This is a genomic window from Amycolatopsis sp. NPDC043889 (assembly GCF_056435645.1).
The window spans coordinates 71,450-91,425 of sequence record NZ_JBWKEC010000013.1; the positions used below are offsets into that span (position 1 = coordinate 71,450).

Annotated in this window: 16 protein-coding genes; 9 read left to right on the forward strand and 7 right to left on the reverse strand. The window is 69.3% G+C overall.

The genetic code is table 11. The features are described from left to right. Positions 1–84 precede the first annotated feature (84 nt). The 6 genes from AC0685_RS23680 (at position 85) to AC0685_RS23705 (ending at position 5,236) form a co-directional block, all read left to right on the forward strand. Positions 85–1,272: a winged helix DNA-binding domain-containing protein gene (locus tag AC0685_RS23680; RefSeq protein ID WP_478227527.1), complete on the forward strand. Its 1,188-nt coding sequence runs from the start codon at positions 85–87 to the stop codon at positions 1,270–1,272. Between the two features lie 178 nt (positions 1,273–1,450). Next, positions 1,451–2,455, forward strand: a complete 1,005-nt coding sequence (gap, locus tag AC0685_RS23685) for a type I glyceraldehyde-3-phosphate dehydrogenase (RefSeq protein ID WP_038515534.1) — start codon at positions 1,451–1,453, stop codon at positions 2,453–2,455. Positions 2,456–2,464: 9 nt separating this feature from the next. Continuing rightward, positions 2,465–3,673, forward strand: a complete 1,209-nt coding sequence (locus AC0685_RS23690; protein WP_478227613.1) for a phosphoglycerate kinase — start codon at positions 2,465–2,467, stop codon at positions 3,671–3,673. After that, the gene (tpiA, locus tag AC0685_RS23695) at positions 3,673–4,458 is read left to right on the forward strand and encodes a triose-phosphate isomerase (protein ID WP_478227528.1); all 786 of its coding nucleotides are present in this window, start codon (positions 3,673–3,675) and stop codon (positions 4,456–4,458) included. Before AC0685_RS23690 ends, tpiA begins: the two co-directional genes overlap by 1 nt. Before the next feature lie 140 nt (positions 4,459–4,598). After that, positions 4,599–4,829, forward strand: a complete 231-nt coding sequence (secG, locus tag AC0685_RS23700; protein ID WP_016333144.1) for a preprotein translocase subunit SecG — start codon at positions 4,599–4,601, stop codon at positions 4,827–4,829. Between the two features lie 65 nt (positions 4,830–4,894). Next, positions 4,895–5,236, forward strand: a complete 342-nt coding sequence (locus AC0685_RS23705) for an RNA polymerase-binding protein RbpA (RefSeq protein ID WP_034311760.1) — start codon at positions 4,895–4,897, stop codon at positions 5,234–5,236. A gap of 13 nt (positions 5,237–5,249) precedes the next feature. On the opposite strand, the gene AC0685_RS23710 is transcribed toward AC0685_RS23705, so the two are convergent. From AC0685_RS23710 to tkt, 7 genes are all read right to left on the reverse strand, one after another. Next, complete coding sequence (locus AC0685_RS23710) at positions 5,250–6,452, reverse strand: sensor histidine kinase (protein ID WP_478227529.1); 1,203 nt, start codon at positions 6,450–6,452, stop codon at positions 5,250–5,252. 621 nt (positions 6,453–7,073) lie between these two features. Further along, complete coding sequence (gene pgl / locus AC0685_RS23715) at positions 7,074–7,829, reverse strand: 6-phosphogluconolactonase (RefSeq protein WP_478227530.1); 756 nt, start codon at positions 7,827–7,829, stop codon at positions 7,074–7,076. Next, positions 7,826–8,824 (reverse strand): glucose-6-phosphate dehydrogenase assembly protein OpcA, encoded by a 999-nt coding sequence (gene opcA / locus AC0685_RS23720; RefSeq protein ID WP_478227531.1) that lies wholly within the window; start codon positions 8,822–8,824, stop codon positions 7,826–7,828. Before opcA ends, pgl begins: the two co-directional genes overlap by 4 nt. After that, entirely contained in the window at positions 8,821–10,350 is a 1,530-nt protein-coding gene (zwf, locus tag AC0685_RS23725) for a glucose-6-phosphate dehydrogenase (protein WP_478227532.1), read from the reverse strand. Before zwf ends, opcA begins: the two co-directional genes overlap by 4 nt. Then, positions 10,347–11,966 (reverse strand): glucose-6-phosphate isomerase, encoded by a 1,620-nt coding sequence (locus AC0685_RS23730; protein ID WP_478227533.1) that lies wholly within the window; start codon positions 11,964–11,966, stop codon positions 10,347–10,349. The genes zwf and AC0685_RS23730 overlap by 4 nt, the downstream gene beginning before the upstream one ends. A gap of 8 nt (positions 11,967–11,974) precedes the next feature. Continuing rightward, positions 11,975–13,087, reverse strand: coding sequence for a transaldolase (gene tal / locus AC0685_RS23735; RefSeq protein ID WP_478227534.1), 1,113 nt, complete (start codon positions 13,085–13,087; stop codon positions 11,975–11,977). 17 nt (positions 13,088–13,104) lie between these two features. Continuing rightward, the gene (gene tkt, locus AC0685_RS23740) at positions 13,105–15,207 is read right to left on the reverse strand and encodes a transketolase (protein ID WP_478227535.1); all 2,103 of its coding nucleotides are present in this window, start codon (positions 15,205–15,207) and stop codon (positions 13,105–13,107) included. Positions 15,208–15,507: 300 nt separating this feature from the next. Between tkt and AC0685_RS23745 the strand changes: the two genes are divergently transcribed. The 3 genes from AC0685_RS23745 (at position 15,508) to AC0685_RS23755 (ending at position 19,971) form a co-directional block, all read left to right on the forward strand. Next, the gene (locus AC0685_RS23745) at positions 15,508–16,488 is read left to right on the forward strand and encodes a heme o synthase (RefSeq protein ID WP_478227536.1); all 981 of its coding nucleotides are present in this window, start codon (positions 15,508–15,510) and stop codon (positions 16,486–16,488) included. 200 nt (positions 16,489–16,688) lie between these two features. Continuing rightward, entirely contained in the window at positions 16,689–17,645 is a 957-nt protein-coding gene (locus tag AC0685_RS23750) for an MFS transporter (protein ID WP_478227537.1), read from the forward strand. 64 nt (positions 17,646–17,709) lie between these two features. Next, on the forward strand, positions 17,710–19,971 hold the full coding sequence (locus AC0685_RS23755) for a HelD family protein (protein ID WP_478227538.1): 2,262 nt from the start codon (positions 17,710–17,712) through the stop codon (positions 19,969–19,971). Positions 19,972–19,976: the final 5 nt, after the last annotated feature.

Genomic DNA, 19,976 nt, shown 5'->3' on the forward strand with positions numbered 1-19,976 from the left:
GGAAGGAGGCCTTCACGGACCGAAGCCGTACGGTGCCCCGGTCCGATCCGGAGTTTTGTCGGGGGCCGGTGGTAGGAACGATCCGTGACCCCCAAGATCGATATCCGGCAGCGCCGTGCCCGCCTCGCGACGCGCCATCGCCTCGTCACGCCCGCCGAGTCGGTGCACGCCGCCGCGGACGCGGTCGTCGCGTTGCACGCCACGGACCCGGCGTCGGTGCACCTGTCGGCGTGGGCGCGTGTGAAGGGCGACGGCGTCGCCGAGCTGGAAAGCGCGCTGTACGAGGAGCGCACGCTGATCCGGATGCTCGGCATGCGCCGTACGGTGTTCGTCCTCGGTCACGAGAACGCGGCGCTCGTGCAGGCCGCGTGCTCCGCCGACATCGCCAGGAAGCAGCGCCGCCTGCTCGAACAGCACCTCGGCACGCAGGGACACCCGGAGAACGTGCCGGAGCCGGAGCGCTGGCTCGCCGAGGTCGAGGACGCGATCGAGCGTGCGCTGAAGGCCCGCGGTTCCGCCACGGCACAGCAGCTGTCCGAGGACGAGCCACGCCTCAAACAGCAGCTGCTGATGGCCAAGGGCAAGCCGTACGAGGCGATCGCCAACGTCACCAGCCGTGTCCTGTTCCAGCTCGCGGTCGACGGCCGCATCGTGCGCGGCCGCCCGCGCGGCAGCTGGATCAGCAGCCAGTACTACTGGGCGCCGATGACGGACTGGCTACCCCAGGGCCTGGTCGAATGGGACGCCGACGCCGCCAGGGCCGAGCTCGCCCGGAGGTGGCTCTACGCCTACGGTCCGGCCTCGATCGCGGACCTCCGCTGGTGGACGGGCTGGACGGCTGGCCAGACCAAGAAGGCGCTCGCGGCGATCCAGCCGGTCGAGGTCGATCTCGACGGCGTTCCCGGCGTGGTTCTCGCCGACGATCTTGAGCCCGTCGAGGAGCCCGGACCGTGGGTCGCGCTGCTCCCGTCCCTCGATCCGACGTCGATGGGCTGGATCGAGCGCGACTGGTATCTCGGCCCGCACAAGGCACCGCTGTTCGACGGCACCGGCAACATCGGGCCCACCGTCTGGGCCGGCGGCCGCATCGTCGGCGGCTGGGCGCAGCGCCCGGACGGCGAGGTCGTCCACCACTTCCTGGAGGACGTCGGAGCGGACGTCGAACGGGCCGTCGAGGCGGAGGCGAACCACCTGGCCGAGTGGTTCGGAGAGGTGCGAGTCACGCCACGGATGCGGACACCGTTGGAGCGACGGCTAGCACAAGGAAGCTGAGAGTTTTGACAAGACGGCCTGGTAGCGATGGTCTTAATCGATTCTTGACCTGACCCACCGAGTGGTGGAAGTCTCGTCAGGGCAAAGAGGGTCGCCCGAGCACGCACGCTAGGGTTGCGCCCGAGTAAAGGACGTCTTACCGGGGCGATCCCGGACGAGTCTCAAGGGAGTGGCAGCAGTGACGGTTCGCGTAGGTGTCAACGGCTTCGGCCGCATCGGCCGCAACTTCTTCCGGGCCGTGCAGGCCGCCGGTCACGACATCGAGGTGGTCGCGTTCAACGACCTCGGCGACGTCGCCACCATGGCCCACCTGCTCAAGTACGACTCCATCCTCGGCCGTTTCCCTGGCGAGGTCAGCGTCAGTGACGAGGGCATCGTCGTCGACGGCAAGACGATCAAGGCCCTCGCCGAGCGCGACCCGGCCAACCTGCCCTGGGGCGACCTCGGCGTGGACGTCGTCGTCGAGTCGACCGGTTTCTTCACCAACGGTGACGCCGCCAAGGCGCACATCGCCGGTGGCGCCAAGAAGGTCATCATCTCCGCGCCCGCCAAGGGCGAGGACCTGACCGTGGTGCTGGGCGTCAACGACGACAAGTACGACGGTTCGCAGACGATCATCTCGAACGCGTCCTGCACCACCAACTGCCTCGGCCCGCTGGCCAAGGTCCTCAACGACGCGTTCGGCATCGAGCAGGGCCTGATGACCACGATCCACGCGTACACGCAGGACCAGAACCTGCAGGACGCGCCGCACAAGGATCTGCGCCGCGCCCGCGCCGCCGCGCTGAGCATGGTCCCGACCTCGACCGGTGCCGCCAAGGCCATCGGCCTGGTCCTGCCGGAACTCAACGGCAAGCTCGACGGCTACGCGGTCCGCGTCCCGGTCCCGACCGGTTCGGCCACCGACCTCACCGTCACGCTGACCAAGAGCGCGACCCTCGAGGAGATCAACGCCGCGTACAAGGCCGCCGCCGAGGGCCCCCTGGCCGGCATCCTGCGCTACAGCGACGACCCGATCGTCTCGGCCGACATCGTCACCGACCCGGCGTCCTGCATCTACGACGCGCCGCTGACCAAGGTCATCGGCAACCAGGTCAAGGTCGTCGGCTGGTACGACAACGAGTGGGGCTACTCCAACCGCCTCGCCGACCTCGTCAAGCTCGTCGGCACCAAGCTCTCCTGAGCCATGGCGCTGAAGAACCTCGAAGACCTGCTGAGCGGGGACGTTTCGGGCCGGTACGTACTCGTGCGTTCCGACCTGAACGTCCCGCTCGACGGGGACAAGATCACCGACGACGGCCGCGTCCGCGCGGCCCTGCCGACCCTGAAGCGCCTCGCCGAGGCGGGCGCGAAGGTGGTCGTCACGGCGCACCTCGGCCGTCCGAAGGGCGAGCCGGACCCGAAGTTCTCGCTCGCGCCCGTCGCCGCGAAGCTCACCGAGCTGCTCGGCGTCGACGTCCCGCTGGCCGGTGACCTGGTCGGCGAGTCCGCCAAGGCCACCGTCGCCGGTCTGGCCGACGGCCAGGTGGCCCTGCTGGAAAACGTGCGTTTCGACGTGCGCGAGACCAGCAAGGTCGAGGCCGAGCGGCAGGAGCTGGCCGCCGAGCTGGCCGCGCTCGTCCCGGGCGGCGCGTTCGTCTCCGACGGTTTCGGTGTCGTGCACCGCAAGCAGGCCTCGGTCTACGAGATCGCGCGGGCGCTTCCGGCGTACGCGGGCGGGCTCGTGCTGGCCGAGGTCGATGTCCTCAAGAAGCTCACAGAGGACCTCGCGCGGCCGTACGTCGTCGTCCTCGGCGGCGCGAAGGTGTCGGACAAGCTGGGCGTCATCGCCAACCTGCTGACCAAGGTCGACAAGCTGCTCATCGGCGGCGGCATGGCGTACACCTTCCTCAAGGCCCAGGGCCACGAGGTCGGGAACTCGCTGCTGCAGGAGGACCAGCTGGACCAGGTCCGCGGCTTCCTCGCCGAGGCGGAGAAGCGCGGCGTCGAGCTGATCCTGCCGGTGGACGTCCTCGCCGCGACGGGTTTCGCGGCCGACGCGGAGTTCGACGTCGTCGACGCGAAGGCCATCCCGGCCGGCCGCATGGGTCTCGACATCGGCCCGAAGTCGCGGGAACTGTTCGCGGGCAAGCTGGCCGACGCGGCGACCGTGTTCTGGAACGGCCCGATGGGCGTGTTCGAGTTCGAGTCCTTCGCCGGCGGCACCCGTGCCGTGGCCGAAGCGCTGGTCAAGAGCGACGCCTTCACCGTGGTCGGCGGGGGAGACTCCGCCGCGGCCGTGCGGCAGCTCGGCCTGCCGGAGGACGGCTTCTCGCACATCTCGACCGGCGGCGGTGCGTCGCTGGAGTACCTGGAGGGCAAGGAACTGCCCGGAGTCGCTGTGCTGGGAGAGAACGACTAGTGGCGCGCAAACCGCTCATCGCCGGCAACTGGAAGATGAACCTGAACCACCTCGAAGCCATCGCGCTGGTTCAGAAGATCGCCTTCGCCCTGCCGGAGAAGTACTACGCGAAGGTCGACGTCGCGGTCCTGCCGCCGTTCACCGACATCCGCAGCGTCCAGACGCTGACCGACGGCGACAAGCTGTCGCTCACCTACGGCGCCCAGGACCTGTCGCCGCACGACTCCGGTGCCTACACCGGCGATGTGTCGGGTCCGATGCTGGCGAAGCTGGGGTGCAGCTTCGTCACCGTCGGGCACTCGGAGCGGCGTGAGTACCACGGCGAGACCGACGAACTGGTGAACAAGAAGGTCAAGGCCGCGCTCAAGCACGGCATCAAGCCGATCCTGTGCGTGGGGGAGAAGCTCGAGGTCCGCGAGGCCGGCGAGCACATCGCCCACACCACGACCCAGCTGGTCGAGGGCCTCAAGGGGCTCAAGGCCGAGCAGGTCAAGGACGTCGTCGTCGCCTACGAGCCCGTCTGGGCCATCGGGACCGGCAAGGTCGCGACCCCGTCGGACGCCGAGGAGGTGTGCGGAGCCATCCGTGCCACCCTCGCCGAGAAGTACGGTGCCGAGGTCGCGTCCTCGGTCCGCGTACTCTACGGCGGCTCTGCCAAGGCCAACAACATCAGTGACCTCGTCGCCTGCGAGAACATCGATGGTGCGCTCGTCGGTGGTGCCAGCCTGGATGGTGACGAGTTCACCAAACTCTGCGCACTCGCCGCGGGCGGGCCCCTGCCCTGATCGGGGCACCTACCGGGTAACCTGGGTATCCGGTCCGTCACACAGCAGTGGACGAGTCCAGGAGTACGGTGTGTTCTGGCGGTCGACAGCCGCCGGTGGCACACCGTTTTCCTGCATTCTCCAAGAGCGCAGAGGATGACATGAAGCTGTTCCTGCAAATCCTGTTGATCGCCTCCAGCGTGCTGCTGGTGGTCGCCGTGTTGCTGCACCGCGGCCGTGGTGGCGGTCTGTCTTCGCTGTTCGGTGGCGGTATGCAGTCGAGCCTCTCCGGCTCGAGCGTGGCCGAGAAGAACCTCGACCGGATCACGCTGCTGCTGGGCGCGGTGTGGCTGATCAGCATCATCGGCCTCGGGCTCCTGCTCAAGGTCTGATCGATCCAGGTGTTTCGGCGTGCCTATGGGGGGCGCGCCGCCGATCCCTATAGGTGTGAGGATTCATGGTTGGCGGTAACGCGATTCGGGGCACCCGTGTGGGTGCCGGTCCTTCGGGCGAATCGGAACGGGGTGAGTCGGCGCCGCGGCGCCGCATTTCCTACTGGTGCGCCAACGGGCACGAGGCACAGCCCTCGTTCTCGATGGACGCCGAGATTCCCGACGAGTGGGACTGCCCGCGCTGCGGGCTCCCCGGTGGGCAGGACGAGAAGAACCCTCCTGCCGCGCCGCGGACCGAGCCTTACAAGACTCACCTCGCGTACGTGAAGGAACGGCGTTCCGACGCCGACGGCGAGGCCATTCTCGCCGAGGCGCTGGAGCGGTTGCGCCAGCGCCGGGAGATCTGAGACTCCCCGAGGCCTACCGGTCGAGCGGGTACCGGGCACGCACCCGGAACCCGCCGTCCTCGGTGTCGGCGGTTTCGAAACTCCCACCCAGCAGTCGAGCGCGTTCGGCCAGCCCGGTCAGCCCGTGCCCTCCCGAGGGCAGGGCCGCACCGGGGGTCCGAGCGCGCTCGTTGCGTATTTCGACCTTGAGCGAACCGTGCTCGCCCTGGATCCGGATGGTCGCGGTGGCGCCGGGCGCGTGCTTGTGCACGTTGGTCAGGCATTCCTGCACGGTCCGATAGGCCGCCGCCGAAACCTGGCTGGGCAGGAGGTCGGGGATCCGCTCGACGGTCAGATGCACCGGGACGTCCGAGCCGCGGATCAGCCGGTCGAGTTCGTTGATCCCCGGCCGGGGCCCGTCGTCTTCGGAGCTCGAGCGGAGCACGCTCACGAGTGAACGCAGCTCTTCGAGCGTCTTGGTGCTCAGCTTCCGGATGACCTGCGCGGTTTCGAGCGAGCGGGCGTCGGTGGTCTGCGCCTGCAGCGCGCCGGCCTGCATCGCGATCAGCGTGATCTGGTGCGAGACGACGTCGTGCATCTCCCGCGCGAGGCGGGCACGCTCTTCCGCGCGGACGGCGTCGGCGTGGAAGCGGCGCTCGCGGTCGCGGCTGGCGGCGAGTTCGGTGAGCTTCTGCGAAATCTCGGTCCGCGCTCCGATGAGCAGGCCGATCGCCACCGGCATCCCGGCGACGATGACGCCGTAGATGCCGTCCAGGACGTGCTCACGCCAGCTGAGCTCGACGAAGTCGGCCAGCGGCCACTGGACGAACCGGCAGGTGAAGACGAGCGCGAACCCGGTCCAGGTCTGCCAGTGCATCTGTTTGCGGGTGGCGAGGAAGCCGAGTGCGATCATCGCGGCCAGCTGTGACCAGCCCGCCAGGAACCCGGGGACGGTGACGATCACCGCGAGGAACGGCAGCTTGCGCCGGAAGGCGAGGCCGAGGCACGCGGCGCCGGACAGGTAGATCGAGTACGGCTGAGCCTTCTCGGGGATCACCAGCCACACGTCGAGCGCGGCCAGGAAGATCGCGAGTGTGTCGATGCCCAGCGCGACCAGCGCCGGGCGTTTGATCTTGGCGAACGACATGACCCCGGCGGCACGGCGCATCCGGTCGGCGGCGTCCGCTCCGGAGCCGCCCACCGAGATACCTGGCATCGAGAGACCCTCTGTGCTCATCGCTGGCGACCTCACTCGTCTTGTGGACTTGAATGGTGAGACGTGTTCTTCGCCCGATCGGGACGCGCAGGAACGAACAAATGTGCGGATGCTAACGGGTGGATGTACAAGGGCGGTAAGTTTCCCCCAGTCGGGCTAGCGACTGTCCGGTCGCTGTCCGCTCTGCGGACAAGTGCATGAACGTTCGGTCGGTCAAGGCGCGGACCGGACCACCCGGGCTCGGTGGTCCGTTGATCGTTCCGACGCGCGAACGGACCGTCTCTGATGTGAAAGCCGGCAGGAGTTGATCTTTGTCACTTTCCGCCCCCAGACGGTTACAAAAGGCGTGATGCCGTGAAGGCCTCCTTCACTACCTTCAGGGTAGGGAAGGAGGCCTTCACGGACTTCCGCCATGGGGGTGTCTCCATCGACCTCGCCGGGCAAGTCGTGCTCAACACGTGACTCGCGTGCTCAGACACGGATCTCGCGTGCTCAGACACGGATCTCGCGTGTGCGGCCTCCAAGCACGCGAGGCACGTCTCTGAGCACGCGAGGCACGCCTTGGGGCACGTTGCCGGATGCGCGTGAAGGCCCCCTTCCCTCGGCTCAGCCGAGGGAAGGGGGCCTTCACGCGCGAAAGCGTCAGCCCGTAGGTGGCTGGTAGACCCTCGTCAGCTTCGAGGCGGAACCCCGGTCCAGCAGCCAGAGCGTGCGACGGCTGCCGCGTGCCCCCGCCACCGGGATCTCGACCTCGCCCGCACCGGCCAGCGCCTGCGCGACGGCGTCCGCCTTGGCGTCGCCGCCGGTGACCAGCCAGATGTCCTGCGCGCGACGGATCGCGGGCAGGGTCAGCGAGATCCGGGTCGGCGGCGGCTTCGGGCAATCCCGTACCGCGACGACCGAGCGCTCCTTCTCGTGCACCGCCGGGCTGTCGGGGAAGATCGAGGCGGTGTGCCCCTCCCCGCCGAGGCCCAGCAGCATGATGTCGAACGCCGCGTCGTTGGCCGCCAGGACCTCCGCGTAGGCCGCGGCCGCCGCGTCGACGTCGTCGCCGAACTCGCCGTCCGAGGGTGCCATGGCGTGCACCCGCTTCGGGTCGAGCGGGACGTGGTCGAGCAGCGCCTCGCGGGCCTGCTTCTCGTTGCGGTCGTCCGAGTCCGCCGGGACGAAGCGCTCATCGCCCCAGTAGAGGTCCAGTCGCGACCAGTCGATGGCGTCACGGGCACTGGAGTCGCGCAGTTCGCGCAGGATCGCGATCCCGGTGCCACCGCCGGTGAGCACCACCGAAGCGGAGCCCTTGGCGGCCTGGACGTCGACGATCCGGGTGACCAGCCTGGCCGCCGCGGCGGCGGCCAGGAGGTCCGGGTTCTCGTAGACGACGACCTCGGTCTTGCTCATGAGGCGCTCTTCGCGGTCTTGGCGGGTGCCTTCTTGGCCGGAGCCGCCTTCTTCGCCGGAGCGGCCTTGGCCGCGGTGCCCGACGAGATCTTGCTCAGCCCGTTCAGCGAAGCCTCGTAGACCTCGTCCGGGTCGAGCCGTCGCAGCTCTTCGATCAGGCAGTCCTTGTTGTCCCGCCGCTGCAGGGAGATCCGGCGCGTCGGCTGGCCGGGCTGGGTCAGCATGCCGACCCGTCCATCCGGCCGGTGCAGTTCCACCGGTCCCGACCGCCGGTCCAGCGTCACCGAGATGATGCCCGCGGCACCGCTGCTCTTGACCCGCTTCACCGGCACCTTGAGGTACTCGGCCAGCCAGCCGGCGAGCAGTTCGGTCGACGGCGAGTCGGCCTCGCCGGTCACGGTCGCACCGGTGACCTTCTCGTACGGCGGAAGGTCCAGAGCGGACACCAGCTGCGCGCGCCACCGGGTCAGCCGGGTCCACGCCAAGTCGGTGTCACCCTCCACATAGGACTTCGACCGCGTGGTGAGTGCCCTTATGGGCGCCTTTTCCGCCGCCGAGTCGGTGATCCGGCGCTGTGCCAGCTCACCGAGCGGGTCCTTGGCCGGAGCCTTCGGACCGGTGCCCGGCCACCAGGTGACGATCGGCGCGTCCGGCAGCAGCAGCGGCACGACCGCGCTCTGCCCCTGCGAGGCCAGCGGGCCGTAGAGCCGCAGGACGATGACCTCGCTCGCGCCGGCGTCGCCGCCGACCCGGATCTGGCCGTCGATCCGCGGCGCCGCGGTCCGCGCGCCCTTGGCCACCACGATCACCCGCGAGGGGTGTTCCCGGCTGGCCTCGTTGGCGGCCTCGATCGCCTCTTCGAGTTTGTCGTCGTCGTCGGCCACTATGACCAGCGTCAGCACCCGGCCGAGCGCCACCTGCCCGCCCTGTTCGCGGATCTCGACGAGTTTCTTGTTCAGCTGCGACGTCGTGGTCGACGGCAGGTCGATGATCACGGACGCCTCCAGTTCCGGCCGGTACGCTCCAGCATTTCGTCCGCGGACGGCGGTCCCCACGATCCGGGCGGGTACGCCTCGGGCGCGCCCTTCTTGGCCCAGTGGTCGAGGATCGGGTCCAGGATCTCCCAGGACAGTTCGACCTCTTCGTTCACCGGGAACAGCGACGGTTCGCCGAGCAGCACGTCCAGGATCAGCCGTTCGTAGGCCTCCGGGGACGACTCGGTGAACGCGTGCCCGTAGCCGAAGTCCATGGTGACGTCGCGGACCTCCATCGTGGTCCCCGGCACCTTCGACCCGAACCGCAGCGTGATGCCCTCGTCGGGCTGCACCCGGATCACCAGCGCGTTCTGGCCCAGTTCCTCGGTCGAGGTCGAGTCGAACGGCAGATGCGGCGCCCGCTTGAACACCACGGCGATCTCGGTGACCCGGCGGCCCAGCCGCTTGCCGGTGCGCAGGTAGAACGGCACGCCCGCCCAGCGGCGGTTCTGCACCTCCAGCGTCACCGCGGCGTAGGTCTCGGTGGTCGAGTCCTTCTCGAAACCGCCTTCCTGCAGCAGGCCCGGCACCTTCATGCCGCCCTGCCAGCCGCCCGCGTACTGCCCGCGCGCGGTGGTCTCGTCGAACGGCGCCAGCGGCTTGGTCGCCGAAAGCACCTTGACCTTCTCCGCACGGAGCGCGCGCGGAGCGAACGAGACCGGCTCCTCCATCGCCGTCAGCGCGAGGAGCTGCAGCAGGTGGTTCTGGATGACGTCGCGTGCGGCGCCGATGCCGTCGTAGTACCCCGCGCGGCCGCCGAGACCGATGTCCTCGGCCATGGTGATCTGCACGTGGTCGACGTAGTTGGCGTTCCAGATCGGCTCGAACAGCTGGTTCGCGAAGCGCAGCGCCAGCAGGTTCTGCACCGTCTCCTTGCCGAGGTAGTGGTCGATGCGGAACACCGACTCCTCGGGGAAGACGTCGTTCACGATCTCGTTGAGCTCCTTGGCGCTCTTGAGATCGCGGCCGAAGGGCTTCTCGATGACGACACGGCGCCAGGTGTCCTCGCTCGCCTCGGCGAGGCCGGAGCGGGCGAGCTGCTTGGTCACCACCGGGAACGCGCTCGGCGGGATCGACAGGTAGAACGCGGTGTTACCACCGGTGCCACGCTCGGCGTCGAGGTCCTTGACCGTCTGCGCGAGCCGGTCGAAGGCGTCATCGTCGTCGAAGGTGCCCTGGACGAAGCGGATCCCTTCGGCGAGCCGGTTCCACACCGACTCCTTGAACGGCGTCCGCGCGTGCTCCTTGACCGAATCGTGCACGAGCTCGCCGAAGTCCTGGTGCTCCCAGTCCCGCCGGGCGAACCCGACGAGCGAGAACCCGGCGGGCAGCAGGCCACGGTGGGCGAGGTCGTAGATCGCCGGCATCAGCTTCTTGCGGGCGAGGTCACCGGTGACGCCGAAGATCACCAGGCTGGACGGCCCGGCGATCCGCGGCAGCCGCTTGTCGCGCGGATCGCGCAGCGGGTTGTTCCAGGCTCGTGTCACTCGCCGGCCTCCTGTACCGCGCGGACCAGTCCGGCCAGGCCGGCGGCCCGGTCGGTGAGGTGCAGGCGCAGCACCGGGCGGCCGTGCTCCGCGAGCACCTGGCCGTCGCCGAGTGCCTGCGCGTGCTGGAGCACGCCGAGCGTGTACGGCCGGTCCGGAACGTCGAGATCGTCTTCGACGGCGCCGGTGATCTGCAGGAAGACACCGTTCTGGTGCCCGCCCTTGTGGTATTGCCCGGTCGAGTGCAGGAACCGCGGCCCCCACCCGAAGGTGGTCTGGCGGCCGGTCCGCTTGGCGATCTCGCCGCGCAGGACCGCGGTCGACGCGTCGTCGAGACGGTCGAGGTACGCCTGCACCGCGATGTAGCCGGTTTCCGGGGCGGAATCGAAGAAAGCCCGCAGGATGTCCGCGAGCTTTCCGTCGGTGGCCACGCCTGCCGAGCCGGACACCTCGACCGCGCCGTCCACAGTGGACGGCTTCTCGCCGCCCTTGAGCTTGTCCGGGTTGTCGAGCAGCGAACGCGCGGCCTTCTTGGCGGCCTCGACGTCGGGCTGGTCGAACGGGTTGATCCCGAGCAACCGTCCGGCGAGCGCGGTGGCGAACTCCCACAGCAGGAACTGCGCGCCGAGCGAGCCGGTCACGGAGATCTTCGCCGCGCCTTCCGCCGGTCCGACCGCCACCGGGGTGGCGTCGGCCTTGGCGTCGGCGAAGCCGGGAGCGCTCGGGCCCTCGACGGCTACCGGCAGGAGACCGGTGCCCTGCTTGCCGGTGGACTCGGCGATCAGCTGCTCCGCCCAGTCGGCGAAACCCTTGATACCGGAACCGGTGTCGCCGATGACGACCTTCTCGGCGCCCTTTTCGTGCGCCGCGACCCACGCCGCCGCGAGCTTGACCGCGGGGTTGTCCACGGAGTCGGTGGCCAGCTCGTCGGCCACCGAAGCGGCCTGGTCGAGCAGGCGGGCGACGTCCGCGCCGGCGAGCCCGGCCGGGACGAGCCCGAACGCGGTCAGCGCCGAGTAGCGGCCGCCGACGTTCGGGTCGGCGAGGAAGACCTTGCGGTAACCCTCCTTTTCGGACAGTTCCGCGAACGGCGAGCCGGGGTCGGTGACGACCACGATCCGCCGGGCCGCGTCGATACCCGCGTCGGCGAAGGCCTTCGCGAAGATCCGCCGGTGGCTGTCGGTCTCGACGGTGCCGCCGGACTTCGACGACACGACGATGACCGTGCGCTCCAGGTCACCGGCGAGCGCGTCGGCGACCTGGCCCGGGTCGGTGGTGTCGAGGACCGTCAGCGCGACGCCGTCGGTCGCCGTGATGACCTCGGGGGCCAGCGACGAACCGCCCATGCCCGCGAGGACGACGCGGTCGACGCCCTCGGAACGCAGGTCGGTCCGCAGTGCCTCGATCTCGCCGATCAACGGCCGCGAGGACTTGTGCAGCGTCGTCCACGAGAGACGGATCGACGCTTCGGACTCGGCTTCGGGACCCCACAGTGTGGCGTCCTGGGACGCCAGTTTCGATGCGACCTGGTCGGCGACGAGCCGCTCCGCGAACGGAGCGGCTTCGCCGGCCAGGGCGGCGTCGACGATTTCGACGCCGGTCGTTTCCCCTGCCATGGTCCAGATCAGTCCTTTGCCTTTTCCAGCTGCCCGGTGACGGTCTCGAGAAGCTCGGTCCACGACTTCTCGAACTTCTCGACGCCCTCGTCCTCGAGGACCTTGAACACGTCGTCGATGTCGATGCCGACCACACGCAGCTTGTCGAAGACGACCTGCGCGTCGGGGCCCTTGCCGGTCACCGTGTCACCGGTGATCTCGGCGTGGTCGCCCGCGGCTTCGAGGGTCTTCTCCGGCATCGTGTTGACCGTGTCCTTGACGACGAGCTGGTCCACGTAGCGGGTGTCGGAGTACTGCGGGTCCTTCACGCCGGTGGAGGCCCACAGCGGACGCTGCGCGTTCGCGCCCGCCTCGGCGAGTGCCTTCCAGCGGTCCGAAGCGAACAGCTCCTCGAACGCCGCGTACGCGAGCCGCGCGTTGGCGATGGCGGCCTCACCGCGCAGGGCGGTGGCCGCGTCGGTGCCGATCGCGTCGAGGCGCTTGTCGATCTCGGTGTCCACACGGGACACGAAGAACGACGCGACCGAGTGGATGCCCTTGAGGTCGTGGCCGTTGGCCTTGGCCTGCTCCAGCCCGGCGAAGTAGGCCTCGATGACCGCCCGGTACCGCTCGACGGAGAAGATCAGCGTGACGTTGACGCTGATGCCCTCGGCCAGGGTCTTGGTGATCGCCGGGAGACCCTCTTCGGTGGCCGGGATCTTGATCAGCACGTTCGGCCGGTCCACGGTCTTCCACAGGTCCTGCGCCTCGGCCACCGTCTTGTCGGAGTCCTTGGCCAGTCGCGGGTCCACCTCGATGGACACCCGGCCGTCGACCCCGTTAGTGGCGGTGTAGACGTCGCGGAACAGATCCGCGGCGTTGCGCACGTCGGTGGTGGTCAGCTCGCGGATGGTGGCCTCGACGTCGGCGCCGCGGGCGGCGAGCTCGCGGGTCTGCTCGTCGTACGCCTCGCCCTTCGACATCGCGTTGGCGAAGATCGTCGGGTTGGTCGTCACGCCCACGACGTGCTTGTCGCGGATCAGGCCGGCGAGATTGCCGGTGTTCAGGCGCTCACGGGACAGGTCGTCGAGCCAGATCGACACCCCGGCCTCGGACAGCTGCGCGAGCTTGTCGTTGCTCATCTGCTGTGTCATCCCCTTCAGTTCTTGGTGTTGGCGATCGAGCGACGGGCGGCCTCGACGACTGCCTCCGCGGTGAAACCGAACTCACGGAACAGTGTGGCGGCGTCGGCCGACGCACCGAAATGCTCGATCGAAACGTTCACCCCGGCGTCACCGGTGAAGCGGTGCCACGACTGGGCGACACCGGCCTCCACGGAGACGCGTGCCTTGATCGACGGCGGGATGACCGAGTCCTTGTAGGACTGGTCCTGCGCGTCGAACCACTCGACACACGGCATCGAGACGACGCTCGCCGGGATGCCGTCGGCCTCGAGGGTCTTGCGGGCCTCGACGGCCAGCTGGACCTCGGAGCCGGTCGCGATCAGCACGACCTCGGGGCTGCCGTTGGACGCCTCGGCGAGGACGTAACCGCCCCGCTTGACGCCTTCGGCGCTGGTGCCCTCCAGCACCGGCACGTTCTGCCGGGTCAGCGCCAGGCCCGACGGGTGGTGGACGTCCTCCAGGACGGCCTTCCACGCGTACGCGGTCTCGTTGGCGTCCGCCGGGCGGACGACGTTGAGGCCGGGGATCGCGCGCAGCGAGGAGAGCTGCTCGATCGGCTGGTGGGTGGGGCCGTCCTCGCCAAGGCCGATCGAGTCGTGCGTCCACACGTAGGTGACCGGCGCCTTCATCAGCGCGGCCAGCCGCACGGGCGGGCGCATGTAGTCGGAGAAGATCAGGAACGTCGCGCCGTAGGGACGGGTGCCGCCGTGCAGCGCGATGCCGTTGAGGATCGAGCCCATCGCGTGCTCGCGGATGCCGAAGTGCAGCGTCCGGCCGTACGGGCTGGTCTTCCACATGTCGGTGGAAGCCTTCTCCGGGCCGAACGAGTCGGCCCCCTTCATGGTGGTGTTGTTGCTCTCCGCGAGGTCCGCGGAACCGCCCCACAGCTCGGGAAGCGGCTCGGCGAGGGCGTTGAGCACCTCACCGGAGGCCTTGCGGGTCGCGATGCCCTTGGCGTCCGGCTCCCACTTCGGCAGGTTGTCCGCGAAGCCCTCGGGCAGCGAGCGGGTGGCCATCCGGTCCGCGATCTTCTTGCGCTCCGGGTTCGCGGCGCCCCACGCCTCGAACTTCTCCTGCCATTCTGCGCGGGCGGTCTTGCCGCGGTCGACGGCCTGGCGGGTGTGCGTGATGACCTCGTCGTCGACCTGGAAGCTCTGCTCCGGGTCGAAGCCGAGGATCTCCTTGACCGCGGCGACCTCTTCGGCGCCGAGCGCGGCGCCGTGAGCCTTGCCGGTGCCCATCTTTTTCGGCGCCGGGTACCCGATGACGGTCTTCAGCGCGATGAACGACGGACGCTCGGTCTCGGCCTTCGCGGCCTTGATGGCCTCTTCGATCGCGACGACGTCTTCGCCACCTTCGACGACCTGGGTGTGCCACCCGTAGGCCTCGTAGCGCTTCACGACGTCCTCGGACAGCGCGATCTTGGTGTCGTCCTCGATCGAGATCTCGTTGTCGTCCCAGAAGACGATCAGGTTGCCCAGCTCCTGGCGGCCGGCGATCGAGGAGGCCTCGGCGGTGACGCCCTCTTCGATGTCACCGTCGGAGGCGACGACGTAGACGTAGTGGTCGAAGATGCTCTCGCCCTGCGGGGCGTCCGGGTCCAGCAGGCCGCGCTCGCGACGGGCCGCCATCGCCATGCCGACCGCGTTGGCCAGGCCCTGTCCGAGCGGGCCGGTGGTGGTCTCGACGCCCTTGGTGTGCCGGTACTCCGGGTGACCCGGGGTCTTCGAGTCCCACTTGCGCAGCTGCTTCAGGTCTTCCAGCTCCAGGCCGAACCCGGCGAGGTACAGCTGGATGTAGAGGGTGAGGCTCGAGTGACCGGCGGAGAGGACGAAGCGGTCACGAGCGGGCCACTCGGGGTCCGCCGGGTCATGACGCAGCGTCCGCTGGAAGAGCGTGTACGCGAGCGGCGCCAGGCTCATCGCGGTGCCGGGGTGACCGCTGCCGCAGTTCTCGACCGCGTCCGCGGCGAGCACCCGCACGGTGTCGACGGCCCGCGTGTCGAGGTCGGTCCAGTCGGCGGGCACGTTGCGCCGGAGGAGTGGGTTCTTCTCGCTGGTAGAGGCGGTTTCGGACACTGAACTCGAACTCCCCGTCATCAGGTTGTGGCTTCTCTTCCCTCGTGGGTAACCCACGTGTACCGCTACTAATCTCAATCGATCCGGAAGGGACGATATTCCTGGTCCGGGCCGTTCGCAGAGGTACGCCGCGAGCTACCGCGGCCAGCCTAATGGTTCGGCCGGTCGAGGACCCGCGATCACCCTCTGGAAACAGCACGTCTAACATCGGGGAAGGGTCCAGAACACTCCGGATCCGGGGCCGCCACATCACCCGGAAGCCTGGTGGACCCCGCCCCGAAAACTGACGCAGGGAGTGAAATGTCGTTGGTGAACGCTGCGCACGGACGCAGTGACAGCACCAGCGCCGTACATCCGACCGGTGAACGACCGCACGGTGGCCGGCGAACAATCCGCCAGGTCGTCGGCGCGTACGCCGCCCTCGCGAAGCCCAGGGTGATCGAGCTCCTCCTGGTCACCACGATCCCCGCGATGTTCCTGGCAGGCCGGGAAATCCCGTCGCCGTGGCTGGTGCTCGCGACGCTCGTGGGCGGCACCATGGCCGCCGGCAGCGCCAACGCCTTGAACTGCGTCATCGACGCGGACATCGACAAGGTGATGAACCGCACCAAGCGTCGCCCGCTGGTGAAGGAATCGGTGCCCCGGCGCGGCGCCCTGATCTTCGGTCTCGTGCTCGGCGTCCTGTCGTTCGTCGTGCTCTATTTCACGGTGAACCTGCTCTCGGCGATCCTCGCGATCGTGACGATCCTCTTCTACATCTTCGTCTACACGCTGGTGCTGAAGCGGCGTACGTCACAGAACGTGGTCTGGGGCGGCGCGGCGGGCTGCATGCCGGTCGTCATCGGCTGGGCCGCCGTCACCGGCACCGTCGAGTGGCCCGCGTTCGTGATGTTCGGCGTCATCTTCTTCTGGACCCCGCCGCATACCTGGGCGCTGGGCATGAAGTACCGCGAGGACTACGAGCGCGCCGGCGTGCCGATGCTGCCGGTGGTCGCCACCCCGCAGCACGTGGCGCGGCAGATCGTCATCTACTCGTGGGTGATGGTCGCGTGGACGCTGCTGCTGGTCCCGGTGACGAGCTGGATCTACACGGCGTTCGCCCTGCTCGCCGGTGGCTGGTTCCTCTTCTACGCGCACAGCCTTAACGCGGCGGTGCGGCGGGGCGAGGAGACCAAGCCGATGTCGCTGTTCCACCGGTCGAACACGTACCTGATGATCGTGTTCGTCGCGCTGGCCGTCGACTCGGCGATCGGGCTGCCGGCCATCGGGCTGCCTTTCTGATCTTGTAGCGCGTGAAGGCCCCCTTCCCTCGGCTCAGCCGAGGGAAGGGGGCCTTCACGCGTGTCGGGGGTGGGACGGCGGAGGTGAGGTTCGGTCCAGGTGGTCGTGAGTGGCGATTCGGGTTAGAACACGAATCGCCACTCACGACCCACGCGACCAGGAGATCCGCCGCGGCCCGGCTTCCCGCCTGGTGGCGCGCGTTGCCCAGCCCGGTTACCCGTCAGTACCCGCCGGCGCGGCGGCGCCGGTGGTGCTGTGGGGCCGGGCGGCCGACCGTCTCGGGCGCCGGGCCGCGATGCTGGCTCCGTTCCCTGCAAGAGATCGGTGCCGGAGGCGCGGCCATCATCGCCCGTATCGTCGTGCGGGACCTCGGCGACGGCGACGCGCTCGCCCAACGGCTTTCGGTGCTGTCCATCGCGTTCGTCACGGCGCTCGGCGGCGGGCAGTTCGCCGGCGGGCTGATCGGCGGGTGGCAGGGCGGTTTCGCGGTGCTGACGGCGGCGGGCGTGCTCTGTGTCCTGGGCACGCTGACGATTCCGCTCCACAAGAGCCGCGGCGAAAAGACGGGCATGATCCGGATCCACCTCCGGATCCTCACGGTTCCGGCGTTCCTGCGGCCGACGATCGCGGCAGGACTCGGCTTCGCGACGATCGTGCTCCTGCAGGTGGTCTCGCCGTTCGTCTTCCAGCAGCACTTCGGGCTGAGCGTGGACCAGTACGGCGGCCTCGGCCTCCTCTTCGGGCTGGCCTACTTCGCCGGCGCGCTGCTGGTGAACCGGCTGGCCGGGCGCAAAGGCTCGCCGTGGCTGATGCGCGCGGGCGCGCTGGTCATGACCGGCGCCGGCCTGCTGACGATCGTCTTGTGGCCCGTGCCCGCGATCCCGCTCACGGCAGCCTTCGTGACATTCGTCGCGCTCTACTGCGGCACCACGTTCGGCCAGGCCGCGCTCTTCCCCAGCGGCATGGCCGTCGCGGTGAGCGAGGTGCCCGGGTACGGCGCGTACGCCGTCGCGCTGTGCGGGTTCGTCGCGCAGTCCATCGCGGGTGTCGCCGCCACCTTCGCCGCGCTGCTCCACGAGAACGTCGTGTGGGCGAGTGTGGCCACCGTCCTGTCCCTCGCCGCCTTCCTCCTGGCCCGGGTGAGAGCGCGGGAATGAGATGATGGCGGGCGCCGTTGTAGTTCATTCGGCCCCTGTCCCACCTCTCGAAAGCAGGCTGCTTTTGTCCGTGTCCCCGGACCGGGAACCCGACGCGCTCGAGCAGGACGTCGCGCTCGAGCAGCAGTACGTCACCACCCTCTACCGCAAGCTCGACGCCGAACGCGTCGACGCGCAGCGCAGGCTCGACGAGACGCTGCGCCAGACCGGCGGCACCCCGCAGGCGCGCACCGAACGCGACGTCGCCACGACGCTGTACACCGACAGGCTGGCCCAGCTGAGCTCCGTCGAGCAGGGCCTGTGCTTCGGCCGCCTCGACTTCCTTCCGGAGCACGACGAGGAGACCACCTATATCGGGCGGCTCGGGCTGTTCGACGAGGACGACGACTACCGTCCGCTGCTCGTCGACTGGCGCGCGCCGGTCGCGCGGCCCTTCTACCTCGCCACCGCCGCTTCACCCGAAGGTGTGCGGCGCCGCCGCCACATCCGGTCGCTGAGCCGGAAGGTCGTCGGCGTCGACGACGAGATCCTCGACCTCTCCGCCGCCGACCAGGGCCAAGACCTCGGCCTAGCGGGCGAGGCGGCGCTGCTGGCCGCGCTCGAACGTCGTCGCACCGGCGAGATGAGCGACATCGTCGCCACCATCCAGGCCGAACAGGACCGCATCATCCGCGCGTCGCCGAACGGAGTGCTCGTGGTCCAGGGCGGCCCGGGAACCGGCAAGACCGCCGTCGCGCTGCACCGCGCGGCGTACCTGCTCTACACGCATCGCCAGCAGCTGACCACCCGTGGCGTGCTGGTGGTCGGGCCGAACAGCACGTTCCTCCGCTACATCGGGCAGGTCCTGCCGTCGCTGGGGGAGACCGGGGTGCTGCTGGCCACGATCGGACAGCTGTACCCGGGGCTGGACGCCGACGGCCCCGTCACCCGCGAGGCCGCCGAGATCAAGGGCCGTCCGGTGATGGCCGACGTGCTCGCCAACGCGGTCCGAGACCGGCAGCGGGTGCCGGAACCGGTCCTGGAGATCGAGTTCGAGCGCGAGATCCTCATGCTCGACCGCAAGACCTGCACCGAGGCGCGGACACGGGCCCGCCGGTCGCGCCGTCCGCACAACCTCGCCCGGCGGATCTTCGTCTCGGACCTCCTCGACGCGCTGACCCGGCAGGCCGCCCGCAAACTGGGGGAGGACCTGCTCGACGCGCGGGACGTCCAGGACATCCGGGCCGAGGTCGCCGCGGACAGGAACGTGGCCGCCGCGATCGACGGGCTGTGGCCGAAACTCACCCCCGAGATCGTGCTCGACGAGCTGTTCGCCGACCGCGAACGGTTGCGCAGCGCGGCCGGAAAGGCCTTGTCGGACACCGATCGTGAGCACCTCTACAGCCCGACCGACGCGAAGTGGAGCCCGTCGGACGTCCCGCTGCTCGACGAACTCGCCGAGTTGCTCGGCGAGGACGACACCGAAGCCCGTGCCGAGGCCGCTCGCCGCGAGCGGGAAGACCGCGCCTACGCGGAGGGCGTGCTCGACATCCTCGAACAGGACGAGGAGATCGTCGACGAGGAGCTGCTGCGGGTGGGCGACGTCCTCGACGCGGAGCTGTTCGCCGAACGTCAGCAGCGCCGCAGCGAGATGACCGCGGCGCAGCGGGCCGCCCAGGACCGGACGTGGACCTTCGGGCACGTGATCGTCGACGAGGCGCAGGAACTGACCGCGATGGACTGGCGGCTGCTGATGCGCCGGTCGCCGAACCGGTCGATGACGCTGGTCGGCGACGTCGCCCAGACCGGGGCGGCCGGTGGGGCGCGGACGTGGGGCGAGGCGCTTTCGCCGTACGTCGCCGATCGCTGGCGGCTCGAAGAACTGACCGTCAACTACCGGACCCCGGCGGAGATCATGGCCGTCGCGTCCCGGGTGCTCGCTGAGGTCAACCCGGAACTCGAAGCGCCGGTTTCGGTGCGGGAGACGGGTTTCGAGCCGTGGCTGCGTTCCGTGGACCCGGCGGATCTCACCGCGGAACTGCCCGGCCTCGTCGACGCCGAACTGTCCGCTGTGGACGGTGGGACGGTCGCCGTGCTGTGTCCGTCGCCCCTGGTCGCTTCGCTCTCGGAGACACTCGGCGAGGCGGGGGATCGGGTGTCGGTGATGCCGGTCGAGCGGGCGAAGGGCCTGGAGTTCGATTCGGTGCTGCTGGTGTCCCCGGACGAGGTCGTCGCCGAGTCGCCGCGCGGGCTCAACGATCTTTATGTGGCTCTGACCAGGGCGACCCGTCGGATGGGCGTAGTGCAGACCGGTGACCTTGTTCCCGCGCTGGAGGGTCTTGGCTAAGGTCG

Excerpts from the sequence above, each read along its gene's own strand:
- AC0685_RS23730 (WP_478227533.1), bottom strand. The coding sequence starts at position 11,966 with ATGGCAGGGGAAACGACCGGCGTCGAAATCGTCGACGCCGCCCTGGCC.
- secG (WP_016333144.1), top strand. The coding sequence starts at position 4,599 with ATGAAGCTGTTCCTGCAAATCCTGTTGATCGCCTCCAGCGTGCTGCTG.
- pgl (WP_478227530.1), bottom strand. The coding sequence starts at position 7,829 with ATGAGCAAGACCGAGGTCGTCGTCTACGAGAACCCGGACCTCCTGGCC.
- tal (WP_478227534.1), bottom strand. The coding sequence starts at position 13,087 with ATGAGCAACGACAAGCTCGCGCAGCTGTCCGAGGCCGGGGTGTCGATC.
- AC0685_RS23710 (WP_478227529.1), bottom strand. The coding sequence starts at position 6,452 with ATGAGCACAGAGGGTCTCTCGATGCCAGGTATCTCGGTGGGCGGCTCC.
- AC0685_RS23745 (WP_478227536.1), top strand. The coding sequence starts at position 15,508 with ATGTCGTTGGTGAACGCTGCGCACGGACGCAGTGACAGCACCAGCGCC.
- AC0685_RS23705 (WP_034311760.1), top strand. The coding sequence starts at position 4,895 with ATGGTTGGCGGTAACGCGATTCGGGGCACCCGTGTGGGTGCCGGTCCT.